The following is a 16157-nucleotide window of genomic DNA, read 5'->3' on the forward strand; positions in this document are numbered from 1 at the left end:
ACCCCCCATCTGATTAAATAAAATATAACACTTTTTTTAAAAAATACTAGTCTTTTTTTAATTATTTTTTCTAAAAATCAAGCTCATATAATTCGTATTTTTCAATTATTGAAATAATTTTATCTGCATAGTTTGGGTCGGTTGCATATCCGCATTCTTGAAGACTTTTGCAAGCTTCTTTATAGTCGTTTGCCTGTCTTACTTTTTCATATCTTTTTGCCTTTGTGATTAATTTTGCATAGTCTGTAAATGAATCAACTTTTGATTTATATGATCTAAAGTTTTCATTGTAGACTCCTCCCTTATTATTTACATATTCTATAGTATCAAGTCTAACTCCATCATTTGAATTGGACTTTATCCCAAAATAATTGTTGTAAGTAGAACTAAGTTCTGAACTTCCGTAATTACTTTCTAGGGCGGATTGGGCAATTATTACTGATGGGAAAAGTTTATATTTCTTGGCGATTTTATTTGCCAAGGGTTTTGTCGTTTCTATGTATTCTAATTTTTTATCTGCATATTGGTGTTTATCGACATTATCATTTTTTGTTAAGAATATAAAAATAATAACTATAAATAAAAATATACAAAATAAAAATACAGTATTATTATTTTTCGATCTCCTTGCCATATTTTCTCCTCTTTTTATAAAAATCTTATCTTAATGAGAATATAATTTATTATTATGTAAAATGTATGAAATTGAACTAATTTATTACTTATTTATCCTAGTTTTAATATATTAAGCATTATTTAAAATAATGTTATAATGTATTAAAGATCTTATTTTTATGCTGGAGGGAAATTATGGCTACAGTTAAAATTACAAATAAATTTGAACAAGAAAGTTGCTCCAACAAGGTTAAATATAGTCTTATACATAAAAAAATACCCCTAGAAATAAGTCCTGAACTTATGAGGTCTATTGAGTATTTGCTTTGGTATGTGCCTGATATATCTTCAATCCAATCCCGAGATAATGAAATGGTATCAAATTATCTTTATGATGATTTTACTTTTGAAAATATAGCAGAATTTATGAATTTAAATGATGAAGATGTTTTATTTACAGATGAAATATCAAAAGGACTTGAAAATTTTTATAAATATGAAATATGTCCCCATAAACAAAAAATTATTATGACCAAGTCTAGCTCGGAAACAAAAACATCCGCTACTTTAAGACATATTAGAAATGCAATAGCTCATGGATCTTTTACAATTGTTGGCGATCTTTTAGTCGGTTTTGATTACAGGAATACTTTTGGAGAAGATGATGACGAGTGCACTGCTATATTTAAGATAGATCCAAAAAACCTTTTAAAGGCTTTAGAAAATTTAGACAGTCAACTAACTTCAGAAGCTCTTGTTAAAAGAGCCTTGGAAACTTGTGATTATACTGTTAAAAATTGGCAAAATAAAAAAGATAAAAAACACAGTTTTGATTTATTTGCAGAAAAAGGTGAAAATAAATTCGCAATTGAAATAAAAAAATATAAGTCTGATGTCTATTCTGAGGGTGACTACATAACTCAAAAGCAGGTTGAAGAACTTGTCGATAAATTTAAGGGAATTTTTAAAAATATAAATATGCTTTTAGTCATAAACACCTCTTTATTATCTGATGATAGCAAGGACTATTTGCTTAACCACTCCGTCATAATTATGGACCCAAAAAATATAAAAAAGCTCCTAGCTGGAAGAGATATACTAGGAGAAATAATAAGAGACAGAAAGTATTAAATCTTATCCACAGAATTTGCATTTTTGTTAAGATCTGTGGATATTTTTATATGAAAATTGGCAATAAAAAAAGATAGTGAACTAATATTTCTAAATCCACTATCTTTTATAAGCTATTCAAATCCATCCAAGGAAAATGTTTTGGTTCAATCACTACTCTATCAACCTCTGTTCTTAATTAAAATTTTAAAAAACTTTTAACATAAATTATCTTAAGCATTCGACAATCTAATTTTAATAAACTTATCAACTTCAATAAACTTACAATCTACAAAAATCAAATACTTTTAATTTTACATAAGCAAATAAATTCCGAACTATTTGCTAAACAATAAACTTAATCTTTAAACTAAATCTTTGCCTAAAAAATCATTTCTAAACTCATACTCCAAAATCCAACTCTTAAACTTTGGTAAGATTAAAAACAAATCTTAAGCAGATGCAAATAACTAGATGATATTACAAATACTACAAACTTTCGTACTATAAAAATCTTCCTGTATCTTACATCTATATAAACGCCTTGTTAGCGGTCCGAGACTTGGATGAATTTGTCAAGCTCCAACCAAGTTATATAATTTTTACTTGGTATTACTATATTACCCAGCTAAAACAATAATAAACATATTTTTTAAAATTTTTTATTAAATGTTAATATATATTTGGTGATTAGATGAAAGAAGAAAAATTTATGCAAAAGGCACTAGATCTTGCAAAAATATCTTATAAAAATGGAGACATTCCTGTTGGATGTGTGATAGTTAAAGACGGAAAAATTATAGGTCAGGGTTATAACCAGAAAGAAGAAAAAAATGATGCCAGCATGCACGCAGAAATGCTTGCTCTAAAAGATGCCTGCAAAAATTTATCTAGCTATCATCTAGAAGATTGTCAGATGTATGTAAGTCTTGAACCTTGTGCCATGTGCGCTGGTGCAATTATTAATTTTAGATTAGAAAAAGTCTATATAGCTACAGAAAATAAAAGATTCGGCTGCTGCGGATCAAAAATAAATTTACTTGATTACGGTTTTAACCACACTTGCCAAGTAGAATTTGGTCTTTTAAAAGATCAGGCTTCTAAATTAATTTCTGATTTTTTTGCTGAGATTAGAAAATAATTTTATATTTAAATCTTTGTAAATAAAAAAAGTTGATCTATCAAATCAACTTTTCTTTTTTGCTTATCTAAAAAGATTTTTAATTATATTAATAACAGATTTAAAGATTGATGATTTTTCTTTTTCATCTTCTACAAATTCTCTTTCTTCTTCCATAAAATATTCTTGAGCATTGATTTCTTCTTCGCCTTCTATTTTGTACAAATTTCCGTCTGGTCCAAACTTTCTGCCCTTTACATTATCTTTAAACTGAATATCCATATATTCAAGAATTCTTTTTCTGATTGATTCTTGGTAAATTGGACAAAGAATTTCAACCCTGTGTTCAGTGTTTCTTGTCATAAGGTCTGCAGATCCTATATATATTTTTGGATTTTCTCTGCCGAAAATATATATTCTAGCATGTTCAAGAAATCTACCAACTATTGAATGGGCTTGTATATTTTCAGTTTTTCCTTCAATTCCAGGAAGTATACAACAAATTCCCCTTATTATAAGTTTTACTTCAAGATCCTTATCTGATGCTTCTTTTAACTTATCGATAAAATCCCTATCTGTTAAAGAATTCATCTTAAAAAATATATAGCCATCTTTTCCCTTTTTAATTTCTTCATCCATCAATCTTAGTAGGGTTGGTTTTAAGCTTGAAGGAGATTGGAGGAGGTGTTTATAGGTTCCATTTAAATTTCCTGTTGATAGGTTTTTAAAAAAATCAACTGCATCTTTTCCTATTTCATAATTTGATGTCATAAGGGATAAATCACAATATCCATTGGCTGTTTGTTCATTATAGTTTCCTGTTCCTATTTGTGTTATGTAATTCCATGAATTTTTATCTTTTAAGGTTATTAAACAAATTTTAGAATGGACTTTAAAACCAGCCATGCCATATATAATGTTGCAGCCTGCATCAAATAAAATTTTTGAATAATCAAGATTGTTTTGTTCATCAAATCTCGCCCTAAGTTCCATTAGGACTAAAACTTCCTTGCCATTTTCTGCAGCCCTGCAAAGTAAATCTACTAATCTAGAGTTTTTTGCAAGTCTATATATTGTAATTTTTATACTAACAACTCTTGGATCTGTAGATGCTTGTTCTATTAATTTCAAAAAAGAATCCATGCTGTCATAAGGATATGAAAGTAGATAATCTCTTTTATTTAATTTTTCTATAAGATCATCTGTAAATCCAAATTTTTGTCCAAGTTTTGGCAAGTAATTGCTGTAAGAATTGTTCGCTATAAAGTCTTCACTTAGATAGTCCTTAAGTTCTGATACATAATCCATATCTAGTGGCGATTCGCTTTCTATTATTTGTATTGGGTCTATATTTAATTCTTGGCAAATTAGTTTTTCAAATTTTTTCTTAGCTTTTTTATCGACTTCTACCCTAACCGCTTGTAATCTTTTTCTTTTCTTAAGTATTTTTTTCATTTGTGACCTATAATCGACTTCATCATATAAAATCTCATCATCAATTGATAGGTCTGTGTTTCTTGTTACTCTTATTATTGTTTTTGATAATACTTTTGATTTAGGATAGCATTCTTCAACATATTCAAGGATTACTCTTGATGATCTAGTGTAATAATTACCTGTTGAACTAGGAAGCTTTATAATTTTTGAAATGAATTTTGGAACAGCAACTATTCCATAAGACATTGCATCTTCTTTTTCGAGTTCTAGTAAAATATATTCTGATCCATTTTCCATAAAAGGAATTGGTCTATGGCTATTGATTGTTATTGGGTTTAATATTGGCAACAAATACTCTTTAAAGTGTTTATAAAGAGCGCTCTTTTGTGCCTTGGAAAGTTCTCCGATTTCTAAATTATAATAGCCATTTTCCCTAAATTGTTTTTCTACTTTTTTAAATATTTGGTCTTTTTTGCCATAAAGGTCCATGCTTTGAATTGATTCAAAAATTAATTGCAATTGTTCTGCTGCTGTAAGACCACTCTTATTATCTTCTTGGCCTTCTTTTAGCATGCTCAAATCAGTGAGTCCACCAACTCTTACCATCATAAATTCATCTAAGTTTGAACAAAATATTTGCAAAAATTTTAGTTTTTCAAAAAGTGGAACACTTTCATCCAAAGCTTCTTCCATAACTCTTAAATTAAATTTAAGCCAGGATAATTCTCGGTTTTGCGTGTAACTATAATCAGTCATAGTCTATCTCCTTTAGTTTAAGATTCAAATATCCTTCTCTTACACCATTTTTTGATATATCTATGTCCTTTATGTCTAAAAGTTTCAAAACTCTTCTTAAAATTAACATTCCCGTTACTTGGGTGTGTATACGTTCTGGAACTATTTGCAGTGTTTTCTTTAAAAGATTTGGGTCATTGTTTATAAAACCTAAAATAAGCTTTTCAAGTTCTTGATCACTCACATGCTTATTTGTATCTTTTCCATAAAATTCTTGGGAAATATTTCCACTTGCACGTATAGTTCCACCAATTCCATAAAGTTTATCTACTTTTTCTATTTTTATTGGATATTCTTTCAAAAGTTTTGTAACTTGTTCTTCTATAATATAACTTTCTTCAAAGGTTGGAATTATTGATGCTACATTTTTCTTATAGATAGAAAGTGATCCTTCCGGAAGCGATATAGAATCTACATATTCACCGTCTTTTATATAAATAATTTCTGTAGAACCTCCACCTATATCAACAATATAGGCATCTTCTCCTTTTATATCCCTTTCCATCAAAAGTCCATGGTAGTCGCAAAAACCTTCCATCTTGCCACTAAGTAGGTCAAGTTTAAATGATGTTTCATCTTCTAATCTTTTGATAATATCTTTTGAATTTTTAGCATTTCTTATTGCGGCTGTTGCAAATACAAAATAATCTTCTATTTCAAATTCATTCATGATTTTTTTGTACTTTTTAAGTATTTTTATTGCCTTATTGATACCAAAGTCGCTCATTATATCGTCTTCTACGTAAGAACTAAGACCAGCAAAAGTTTTTTTTGTTGAAATTGTCTTATATTTTTTCTTGTTCATCTTATAAATATTAAATCTTATTGTATTTGATCCAATATCTATAACTGCATATTTTCTTATTTCTATAGACATAAAGACCCTCCAGCTCCTCTTTTATATCATTTAATAGTAAAATTTATGTAAAATCTTAGCATAATTTGTGTTTAAGTTTCTTATTTATATATTTATCCATTAATATATCTGCTAATTTATAACATATATATCCAAGAATTATGCCTCCTAATACATCTGTTGGAAAATGTACATATAAATATAATCTTGTTATTCCCATAATTATTGCAAAAACAAACATAAATTTTCCGAATTTTTTCATATATTTATTTACTGTAAAGGCAGTTGCAAATGCAGAAAAAGTGTGGCCCGATGGAAAAGAATAGTCCTTTAGTTCTTTTACTATAATATCTACATTATAGAGATCATAAGGTCTTATTCTTGCAAAAATTGGTTTTAAAAGTAAATTTCCAAGTAATAAACAAAATATAAGTGAAAGCAAGATATGAATGCCAAGTTGTCTGGTATCTTTTTTTATAAAAAAGAATAATCCAATAATAATAAAAACTATGCCGGCCTTTCCCATATAATTAAATGCCATGGCAATTTTGTCAAAGATTGGATTTTGAAAATTAGAAATAAAATCAAGTATAGTTTTTTCCATAATTACTCCTTTATATATTTTAAATAAGTTAAATTAATAAATTATTTTTATATTTTATATAGTATATAATAAATACATCATATAAATTAAATCTAATTTAGAAAAGGTGAACTATGCTTAAAAAAATTTTATCATATGTAAAAGAATATAAAAAATATGCCCTGCTTTCACCTGTTTTTGTTGTTGTGGAAGTAATTATGGACATTATTATTCCCTATCTGATGAGCTTAATAATAGATATGGGAATAGAGACTAAATCTCAAACTGCTATTTTAAAAATTGGCGGCCTTTTGATAATTTCTGTTCTTATCGCCCTTGGAACTGGAATTTTATCTGGCTATTTTGCCACAAAGGCATCAGCTGGTTTTGCGAAAAACTTAAGGCTTGGAATCTACAAAAAAATCCAATCTTTTGCCTTTAAAGATATTGAAGAATTTTCAACTGGTAGTCTTATGACCAGGATGTCAACAGATGTGCAAAATGTTCAAATGTCTTTTCAAATGTCGACAAGGCTGGCTATAAGATCTCCTCTTATGATAGCTTTTTCTTTATTTATGGCACTTAGGATAAATAGGGGACTTGCTTTTAACTTTTTAATTATTTTTCCTATTATAGGTTTGGGTATAGCCTTCATATTTTTTAATGCCTACCCAATATTTAAAAAACTTTTTAAAATTATAGACAAGATGAACACTATTATCTCAGAAAACTTATCTGGAATAAGGGTAGTTAAAAACTTCAACAAGATGGACCACGAAAGTGAAAAGTTTGATGAGACTGCCTATGATTTATATCTAAAAAGTAAAAGAGTTTCAAAACTTATGGCTCTGCAAAATCCTTTGATGCAATTTTGTATCTATATAGTTTCTTTGATTATTGCCTGGCTTGGAACCAAGTATATTTTAGTTGGATCTTTAAAAACTGGTCAGCTTTTAAGTATGCTTACTTACTCTTTCCAAATCCAAATATCACTTATGCTTTTATCTTTTGTCCTTATTCAAATTATTATTTCAGCAAACTCAGTGACCCGTATATATGAAGTCTTAGATCATGAGACATCAATGTCTGAAAACAAAGATGGGATAAAAGATGTTAAAAATGGAGAAATTATTTTTGATAATGTTAATTTTTCTTATATCGATGATGAAAATAAATGTGCTATAAAAAATATCAATTTAAAAATAAAATCTGGAGACAAGCTTGGAATAATAGGTGCTACTGGATCTGGTAAATCCTCTCTTGTTAGTTTAATTCCAAGACTTTATGATGTAAGTTCTGGATCTGTTAAGGTTGGTGGATTTGATGTAAAAGATTACAATCTAAAAGCCTTAAGAGATAGTGTTTCTATGGTTTTACAGAAAAACCAACTTTTCTCCGGAACTGTAAAAGAAAATCTAAAGTGGGGCGATGAAAATGCTAGCGATCAAGAAATAATCCATGCAGCAAAAATTGCCCAAGCCCACGATTTTATTATGGAAGCAGAAGATGGATATGACAGACCTGTTCAAAGAGGTGGAAGCAACTTCTCTGGTGGTCAAAGACAAAGGCTTTGTATAGCTAGGTCTTTACTAAAGGACCCAAAAATTCTCATCCTAGATGATTCAACATCTGCGCTTGATACGCAAACTGAAGCAAATATAATAAAAGAACTTAATAAAACTCGTCCTGATATGACAAGAATTATAATTTCTCAAAGAATCAAATCAATAAAAGATTCTGATTATATACTTGTCATGGACAAGGGAGAAATCATTGATATAGGAAGTCATGAAGATCTTATTAAGACTAGTCCTATTTATAGAGAAATAAGTGAAACTCAAAGTGAAGGAGGAGATTTTGATGAGCCAAAAAAAGACTAAAGCAAAAATCACATCTCCTGAAAATATTAAAGCTTTAAAAAAGATTATGAGCTTGTTTTTTAAAGAATCTAAGTTCAAATTTATATTTATAGTTTTTCTTGTTTTATTTTCAGGTTTTGTCGGCATTCTTCCGTCTATATTTTTAAAAATACTAATAGATGAATATATTATTCCAATGATGCAGATGGCTAATCCTAGTTTTGCTCCTTTATTTAAACTATTAAGTATTTTTGGTCTTATATATTTTGCAGGAGTTTCTGCAACTTTTATCTATTCAAGAATGATGATTAATATATCAGAAAATATATTAAAAGACCTAAGGTCAAATCTTTTTAGGCATATGGAATTTTTCCCAATATCTTATTTTGATAATAGGTCCCACGGAGATATTATGAGTGTTTATACAAATGATATTTCCACCCTGCAACAATTAATGACAAATACAATACCTGGTTTATTATCATCTATTGTTACTCTTGTCGCGGTTATTGTTGCCATGATAATAACATCTCCTGTCCTATTTATAGTAGTTATAGTTTCTGTAATAGTGCTTTTATATACTTTAAATAATGTTGGGGGTAAGTCATCAGAATATTATTTTAAATTGCAACAATCTCTAGGCAAGCAAAACGGCTTTGTCGAAGAAACTATCGACGGTCAAAAAGTAATCAAGGTCTTTTCTCATGAAGAAAATATTATAAAGGACTTCGAAAAAATTAATACTGAACTTGCAAAAAATACAACACTTGCAAATAGGTATTCTCTTTTCTTGCTTCCTATTGTATTTAATATAGGAAACTTGCAATATGCTTTTCTTGCAATTATTGGAGGTCTATTTGCAATCAATGGATCTTTTGGCATAACAATTGGTACAATTGCATCCTATTTACAATTATCAAAAGTATTTTCCGGACCAATAAGAAATATATCTCAACAGATGAACATGGTTGCATCTGCACTTGGTGGATCCATTCGTATCTTTGATATGTTGGATGTTGAAAAAGAAATTGATGATGGTTTTGTAGAACTTATATCTGCAAGATACGACCAAGATAATAATTTAGTAGAAGTCTTAGAAGAAAGTGAAGATTCTTTTAAGGCATGGAAAAATACAAAGACTGGTGAAATCAAAAAGTTGAGAGGAGAAATAATTTTTGACCATGTTTCTTTTTCATATGATGGGAAAAATACAGTCCTTCACGATATTTCTATCCATGCAAAGCCTGGACAAAAAATCGCCCTTGTCGGAGAAACTGGTGCAGGAAAAACTACAATCACAAATCTTTTAAATAGGTTTTATGAAATTGATTCTGGAAAAATAACTTATGATGGAATCGATATAAAAGATATTAAAAAGAAGGATTTAAGAAGCTCACTTGGCATAGTCCTTCAAGATATAAATTTATTTACTGGAAGCATAAATTATAACCTGGCTTATGGAGTTGGAAAAATAGACCAAGAAGAAATTATCGATTCAGCTAAAAAATCTCAAGCACATGATTTTATTTCTCTTTTACCAGATGGATATGACACAATGATATCTGGAACAAATTTAGATATTTCCCAAGGTCAAGCACAACTTCTTTCCATAGCTAGAACAGAGATTTATGATCCGGCAGTCTTGATTTTAGATGAGGCAACATCTTCTATCGACTCTCGTACTGAGAAACTTGTTCAAGATTCTATGGACCAAGTTATGAAAGGAAGAACTAGTTTTGTAATTGCCCACAGGCTTTCAACTGTAAAAAACTCAGATGCCATAATAGTTTTATCTAAGGGTAGAATTATTGAAAGAGGAAATCACGAAGAACTTCTTGAACAAAAGGGAGTTTATTACAAGTTATATACTGGTGGATTTGAAGATAATTAATTGGGTGAAATATGAATATAAAAACTCTTAATAATTTTAAAAAAATAATAATTTATTTGGCATTTTATATTATCTTAAGTGCCTTGATAGTATATTTTAATTTAAATAGAAGGTATTTAATTTTTAATCTGGGCTTAAGTTTTATAGCCTATATATTTTCAAACCTAGCCCTAATTAAAAAATACAAATTCTTGACACTATTTTCACTTTTGGCTTGCTTTGTCTTTTTTCCAAATGCTATTTATATGTTTACAGATTTTATCCATATAAAAACTGCTGAATTTTATCAAATTAACTCTGGAAAAGTCATTTACAATATGGATTATATAAATTGGATAAAGCTTGCCCTAGATAATCTTATGATTTTACTCTCCTTAGTTTTGAGTTTTGAAACTTTTGTAAATATTCTAAAATCTCTACATTGCTATGGCTATAAGTTTGCAAGTTTTGTTTTACTTTTATTTTTTAGTTTGGTAAATGGTTTTGCAGTCTATATTGGAAGGTTTTTAAGGTTTAATTCTTGGGATATTTTTAAAATCCATAAGATTATGCTAGGTCTTATTAATAATCTGACTATAAACGACTATTATCTTTTGGGAACTTTTTGTCTCTTCCAATTTCTTGTGATTATTTTGTTTGCAAACCTAAAAAGTAATTAATAGTCTCAATTATTTTTGATTTAGATGATATTAGTTATATAATGTAGTTAAAAGATAGGGAGTGATTATTTGGAAAAGAAAGAATTATTATTTATCATCTTAAATGACGAGGCTCATGTAGATGATCTTTTGATTGAACTTGATAAGGCTGGTATAAGGGGAGGAACTATACTCGATTCACAAGGTATGGCTCAAACTCTTGTAGAACATTCCATAGGCGTTTCTTATAAAAATTTAAGAACCATGCTTAGTGGTGGAAGACCTTACAATAAGACAATGTTCTTGCTGCTTGATGGCGATAGAGTTGAACTGGCAAAAGATTGCGTGAGAAAAGTTGTTGGAGATATTGATGATGAAAATGTAGGCATAATGTTTACAGTGCCTGTTAGCAGTGTAGAAGGATTGACAAAATAATGAGTATATTTTATGTAGCGATATTATTATTTAGTGGACTTATATTTGCCCGTATTTTTTCAAAAATTCATTTCCCAGAAGTTACAGGATTTTTGATTGCGGGTATTATTATAGGTCCTTCTGTGTTAGGAATAATTTCCGAAGAAGGGGTTAAAAATCTTGAAATTATAAGTAGTGTGGCTCTTAGTTTTATAGCCTTTTCTATCGGAGCAGAGATGAAAATCTCAGTACTTAAAAATTTAGGCGAAAAAATTATATTAATAACAATATTTGAAGCTTTGACCGCTTTATTGGTTGTACTTCTTGGATGTCTATTTATATTTAAATATGACCTTCCATTTTCATTAAGTCTTGCGAGTATAGCTTGTGCAACAGCACCTGCTGCAACTCTTATGGTTATTAGACAATACAAGGCCAAGGGCGAAATGGTAGATATTTTGCTACCAGTTGTTGCTCTTGATGATGCAGTTTGTATTATAGCTTTTGGTATTTGTTCTTCAATGGCTGTTAGTATTCTTCAAGGTGGAGACTTAAGTGTTTTCTCTATGTTTATTTATCCAATTATTGAAATACTAGAATCTATTGCCTTGGGGCTTGCTGGTGGTTTTGTTTTCGTTATTTTATCTAAAAAAATGAGAACAGATAATGAATTATTATCTTTTATAATTGCAGTTATTTTTATGTTATCAGCAGTCAGTGATATGCTTAATTTATCTGGACTATTAACTCTTATGTCAGCAAGTGTTTTAATTGCAAACCTAGGAGCTACTCCAAGAAGATATTTTGATATGGTTGATAGGATTACACCACCAATATTTATGTCATTTTTCGTAATTTCTGGTGCCGATCTAAATCTTGCAGGTTTAAAAGCAGTTGGAGCAGTTGGCGTATTTTATATTCTTGCTAGGGCCCTTGGTAAATACCTTGGAGCTTTTACAGCAGCAAAAATTTCAGGACTTTCAAAAAAGGTTCAAAATTATCTTGGACTTACTCTTATCCCACAAGCTGGGGTTGCAATTGGTTTGTCTTTAATTGCAAGTAGAGAAATTCCAGATCCGCACGGAGCAATGATAAGAACTATAATCCTTGGTGCTACTATTGTTTACGAACTTGTAGGACCACTTTTAGCTAAGTTTTCCCTAACAAAAACAGGTTGTATAGAGGTTCATAAAAATTAAAATATGAGAAGTAAAAATATTATTGAATCAATGAGAATTGGAGCTATCCTCGCAATAGCAGGTGGCTTTATGGATACTTATTCCTATTTGGTTAGAGACCATGTTTTTGCAAATGCTCAAACGGGAAATATAATTTTACTTGGAATTAATTTATCTGAAAAGAACTTTTCTCAAGCTATCAATTATTTATTTCCAATTCTTGCTTTTATTTTAGGTGTCGCCTTTGCAGATTTAATTAAGTTTAAGATAGGTGAAAAAAATATTGTTAATTGGAGACAAATTTCTCTTTTGATAGAAGCTTTGGTTTTATTTTTTGTCGCTTTTATTCCGACAAGCTTAAACCTACTTGCAAATTCTCTTACTTCATTTTCCTGCGCTATGCAGGTTGAAAGTTTTAGACAAATTCATGGAAATAGTATAGCAACAACCATGTGCATAGGTAACCTCAGATCTGCAACTTCACATATTTGTTTGTATTTTTACGAAGAAGATTTTTCAAATGCAAAGAGAGGATTTATCTACTACTCAATTATTTTATTTTTTATACTAGGAGCAATAATTGGAAAGTTCTTTATTGAGCTTTTGGGACAAAAATCAATAATTGTATGCTCGATCATACTTATTATTGCAGATCTTATTATCCATATTAATAACAAAAGTTTAGAATAAAATTTATTTAAATAGGATACATTTCTTTGTATCCTATTTTTATTAAAATTAAATCTGATAAAAATAAAAAATAGTAACTTACAAGAATTTTAATCTTACAAGTTACTATTTTTCTTATTTATGGTAGGGGAAATTATTTATTATCCTAAAGGCTCTGTAAATTTGCTCTAGTAATATCAATCTCATAAGCTGGTGTGGAAAGGTCATGTCTGAAAATGATAATCTAAAATCAGACTTTTTTAAAATTTCATCAGAAAGACCTAAAGATCCCCCGATTATAAAATTAATATCAGATATTCCATCTAACATAAGATTATCTAGCTTGTCTGCAAATTTTATAGAGTCCATTTTTTTGCCCTTGATATCTAAGGCTATATTATAAAAACCATCCAGATAAGGCTCAATCCTGGATCCTTCCTTATCCAGAACCAGGTCAATTTCTTTTTGAGATGCATTTTCCTTAGTCTTTTCATCTGCAAGTTCAATTATTTGTAGCTTGCAGTGAGCAGACAATCTTTTTTCAAATTCTTTTATCCCTTGTTTTATATAATTTTCCTTAATTTTACCAACTGCAATTATATTTATATTCATATAAAGTTAATTCCCATATCTTTAAGTTCTTCAATATTTTTCTTGTGATCTTCATAGTCTACATAAGCTATGCCATCCAAAAATACGGATACATTTTTATTGTTTTTTTTCAGTTCAAGAATAGTTTCTCTTACACAGTATTCACTGGCAAAGCCACAAACTATAAACTCATCGCTGTCTATTTCATATATGGCTTGCTTATCTTTATTTTTTGCAAAGTAAGCAGAATATTCTTCCACTTCATCATCAAGACCTTTTTTATATTCATTTTCTTCATTCGGTCTTAGTTTTTCATCTTCTATTTTTTGAAATTCAGCTGATAATTCTGCTCCTTCTTCAGAAGCGACGCAGTGATCAGGCCATATTCCACCATTTCTTTTAAAAGATTTATTTTCTTTGCTGTGCCAATCCATTGAATAAACTGCCCTATCAGTTTTTTTATCATTTAAAAATTCTACAATGTTTTTTAGGGCATTTTCTGAATTTTGGCAGGCAAGTGATCCATCTATAAAATCATTTTGTGCATCTACAACTACTAAAGTTTTCATTTTATTTAAGTTTTTTCACCGCTTCTATTGCTTTTTCAAAGTCAACTTCATTAGTCACTTCTTCAACATATTCTACATAGGAAATATTTCCTTCTTTATCTACTACGACAACTCCTCTTGCTAAAAGCATAAGTTCTTTCATCAAGAAACCATATTTTTCGCCAAATTCGTGGTCCTTGTAGTCAGATATAATCATAGAATTATCTATTCCTTCTGTTGCACAAAATCTTTTTTGAGCAAATGGAAGGTCGTTTGAAATTGTAACAACTACTACATCATCACCAAGTTTTGTTGCATCTTCATTAAAAGTTCTTGCTTGTAATGAGCAAACTCCTGTATCAATTGATGGAACTACAGAATAAACAAGGATTTTTCCCTTATAATCTTCTGAATTAAATTCTGATAAATCATTTTTTACTGCCTTAAAAGGTTTTGCCTTTTCGCCTACTTTTACTTGACTACCTACAAGTGTTACTGGTTCTTTGTTAAATTTTATATTCAAATCTATTCCTCCATTCATTTTCTTATTTAAAATAATAAAATTATTTACTATCATTATATTGATATCCAAAATAAACTACAATTAACTATTATTCTTAGCCCATAATGATATAATATTTTTATCAAAGACTGGAGGAAAACTATTAATGAAATATAAAAACAAGGCTGTAGTTCTTGGAACTAACTACTACATAGGTTTATCTGTTGTTAGAAATCTAGGAAGAGCTGGAGTTCATGTTGTAACTGTTGACTATGAGGACCACAACTACGGAGTTTCAAAGTATGTTAAGGAAAGACTGATTGGCCCTCACTATAAAAATCAAGAAAAAGAATTTGTTAAATTTTTAATAGATTATGCTAAAAAACAAGATGAAAAACCTGTCCTTTTTCCTACTGCTGATCTTTATGTTGAATTTATGGAAGATAATTTCGATGAATTAAAAGAATATTATCTGTGGCCAAACGATAAAAAGGGTCTTTACAGAGAATTGATGGACAAGCAAAGCCTGCTTAAATATACAAAACCACTTGGCATAAAAACTCCTGAAATTATTGGCATGGACGAAGAAAATCTTTATCAAAGAGTTACAGAAGAGCTTGGCTATCCTTGTATAGTAAAACCAAAGGACTCTATGCCTTTTGTAAACAAGTATAGGTCCAAGGTCTTTATGATTAAAGATGAAAATATGCTAAAAGAAAAAATTGAAATGTGCAAAAGAGACGGCCAAGATGTATTTGTTCAAAGGATAATTAAGGGACCAGAAACAAATTGTTATTCTTTTGATATGTATATGAACAAAGACAAGGAAGTTGTTTCATATATGACAACTCACAAGATCAGACAATGGCCTATTAATTTTGGTGCTTCAACTTATGCTAAACAATATTATGTCAAAGAACTTTATGATATTTGTGTTCCACTTTTTAAGAGTGTTGGATACAGAGGATTTGCAGAGGTTGAACTTAAAAGAGATGAAAAGACTGGAACAATTTATTTGGTTGAGGTCAATGTAAGATTTGTAAACTTTACAGAACTTCAATGTCATATGAAGATGAACACTCCAATGATGTATTTTAAAGATTCTATTGGAAGACCTTTTTCCGGACCAAAGATTACAGAAAATAAGGATGTATATTGGAAATATAAATACGAAGACCTTCCAGCTATTAGACAATATGTAAAAACTGGACAATATAGTGTCCTAGATGTTATAAAAGATTACCGTTTTAAAAAAGTATCTTCAACTTGGGCTTGGGATGATCCAGGTCCTGGATTTAAATTTTTTAATTGGGCAATCTTTCATAGATTTAAAAGATAAGATTTTAATAAA

Annotated in this window: 16 protein-coding genes; 9 read left to right on the top strand and 7 right to left on the bottom strand. The window is 29.4% G+C overall.

Going from position 1 to position 16157, the window contains the following annotated elements; all coding sequences use genetic code 11:
* Positions 1-70: 70 nt before the first annotated feature.
* Complete coding sequence (locus HGPB_RS03175) at positions 71-634, bottom strand: glycoside hydrolase family 73 protein (protein WP_019132244.1); 564 nt, start codon at positions 632-634, stop codon at positions 71-73.
* 176 nt (positions 635-810) lie between these two features.
* On the opposite strand from HGPB_RS03175, the gene HGPB_RS03180 reads away from it, so the two are divergent.
* Both HGPB_RS03180 and HGPB_RS03185 read left to right on the top strand, forming a co-directional pair.
* Positions 811-1746: a restriction endonuclease gene (locus tag HGPB_RS03180; RefSeq protein ID WP_019132245.1), complete on the top strand. Its 936-nt coding sequence runs from the start codon at positions 811-813 to the stop codon at positions 1744-1746.
* Between the two features lie 673 nt (positions 1747-2419).
* On the top strand, positions 2420-2866 hold the full coding sequence (locus tag HGPB_RS03185; RefSeq protein WP_019132246.1) for a nucleoside deaminase: 447 nt from the start codon (positions 2420-2422) through the stop codon (positions 2864-2866).
* 63 nt (positions 2867-2929) lie between these two features.
* Here HGPB_RS03185 and ppk1 read toward each other — a convergent pair whose 3' ends face one another.
* Genes ppk1 through HGPB_RS03200 form a run of 3 tightly spaced genes read right to left on the bottom strand, consistent with a single transcriptional unit; the run spans position 2930 to position 6537 of the window.
* The gene (gene ppk1 / locus HGPB_RS03190) at positions 2930-5038 is read right to left on the bottom strand and encodes a polyphosphate kinase 1 (RefSeq protein ID WP_019132247.1); all 2109 of its coding nucleotides are present in this window, start codon (positions 5036-5038) and stop codon (positions 2930-2932) included.
* The gene (locus tag HGPB_RS03195; protein WP_019132248.1) at positions 5031-5954 is read right to left on the bottom strand and encodes a Ppx/GppA phosphatase family protein; all 924 of its coding nucleotides are present in this window, start codon (positions 5952-5954) and stop codon (positions 5031-5033) included. Before HGPB_RS03195 ends, ppk1 begins: the two co-directional genes overlap by 8 nt.
* A 55-nt stretch (positions 5955-6009) precedes the next feature.
* A complete protein-coding gene (locus HGPB_RS03200; protein WP_019132249.1) occupies positions 6010-6537 on the bottom strand; it encodes a phosphatase PAP2 family protein in 528 nt (175 codons plus the stop codon).
* Positions 6538-6650: 113 nt separating this feature from the next.
* Here HGPB_RS03200 and HGPB_RS03205 point away from each other — a divergent pair, with 113 nt between their 5' ends.
* The 6 genes from HGPB_RS03205 (at position 6651) to HGPB_RS03230 (ending at position 13186) form a co-directional block, all read left to right on the top strand.
* A complete protein-coding gene (locus tag HGPB_RS03205; protein WP_019132250.1) occupies positions 6651-8396 on the top strand; it encodes an ABC transporter ATP-binding protein in 1746 nt (581 codons plus the stop codon).
* Positions 8377-10266 (top strand): ABC transporter ATP-binding protein, encoded by a 1890-nt coding sequence (locus HGPB_RS03210; protein ID WP_019132251.1) that lies wholly within the window; start codon positions 8377-8379, stop codon positions 10264-10266. Before HGPB_RS03205 ends, HGPB_RS03210 begins: the two co-directional genes overlap by 20 nt.
* Before the next feature lie 11 nt (positions 10267-10277).
* The gene (locus tag HGPB_RS03215; RefSeq protein WP_019132252.1) at positions 10278-10925 is read left to right on the top strand and encodes a DUF1361 domain-containing protein; all 648 of its coding nucleotides are present in this window, start codon (positions 10278-10280) and stop codon (positions 10923-10925) included.
* Positions 10926-10994: 69 nt separating this feature from the next.
* Positions 10995-11339: a hypothetical protein gene (locus tag HGPB_RS03220; RefSeq protein WP_019132253.1), complete on the top strand. Its 345-nt coding sequence runs from the start codon at positions 10995-10997 to the stop codon at positions 11337-11339.
* Positions 11339-12517 carry a cation:proton antiporter gene (locus tag HGPB_RS03225; RefSeq protein ID WP_019132254.1) on the top strand — a complete coding sequence of 393 codons (1179 nt, stop codon included), beginning with the start codon at positions 11339-11341 and terminating at the stop codon, positions 12515-12517. Before HGPB_RS03220 ends, HGPB_RS03225 begins: the two co-directional genes overlap by 1 nt.
* A gap of 30 nt (positions 12518-12547) precedes the next feature.
* A complete protein-coding gene (locus HGPB_RS03230; protein ID WP_281032446.1) occupies positions 12548-13186 on the top strand; it encodes a YoaK family protein in 639 nt (212 codons plus the stop codon).
* Positions 13187-13300: 114 nt separating this feature from the next.
* Here HGPB_RS03230 and rlmH read toward each other — a convergent pair whose 3' ends face one another.
* From rlmH to tpx, 3 genes are read right to left on the bottom strand one after another with little or no spacing between them, the layout of a single operon-like run.
* A complete protein-coding gene (rlmH, locus tag HGPB_RS03235) occupies positions 13301-13777 on the bottom strand; it encodes a 23S rRNA (pseudouridine(1915)-N(3))-methyltransferase RlmH (RefSeq protein ID WP_019132256.1) in 477 nt (158 codons plus the stop codon).
* Entirely contained in the window at positions 13774-14325 is a 552-nt protein-coding gene (locus HGPB_RS03240) for an isochorismatase family protein (protein WP_019132257.1), read from the bottom strand. The genes rlmH and HGPB_RS03240 overlap by 4 nt, the downstream gene beginning before the upstream one ends.
* A 1-nt stretch (position 14326) precedes the next feature.
* Entirely contained in the window at positions 14327-14845 is a 519-nt protein-coding gene (tpx, locus tag HGPB_RS03245) for a thiol peroxidase (protein WP_148497889.1), read from the bottom strand.
* Between the two features lie 127 nt (positions 14846-14972).
* Between tpx and HGPB_RS03250 the strand changes: the two genes are divergently transcribed.
* Positions 14973-16145: a carboxylate--amine ligase gene (locus HGPB_RS03250; protein ID WP_019132259.1), complete on the top strand. Its 1173-nt coding sequence runs from the start codon at positions 14973-14975 to the stop codon at positions 16143-16145.
* Positions 16146-16157 lie beyond the last annotated feature (12 nt).

Source organism: Peptoniphilus obesi ph1 (assembly GCF_000311865.1).
Taxonomy (GTDB): domain Bacteria; phylum Bacillota; class Clostridia; order Tissierellales; family Peptoniphilaceae; genus Peptoniphilus_E; species Peptoniphilus_E obesi.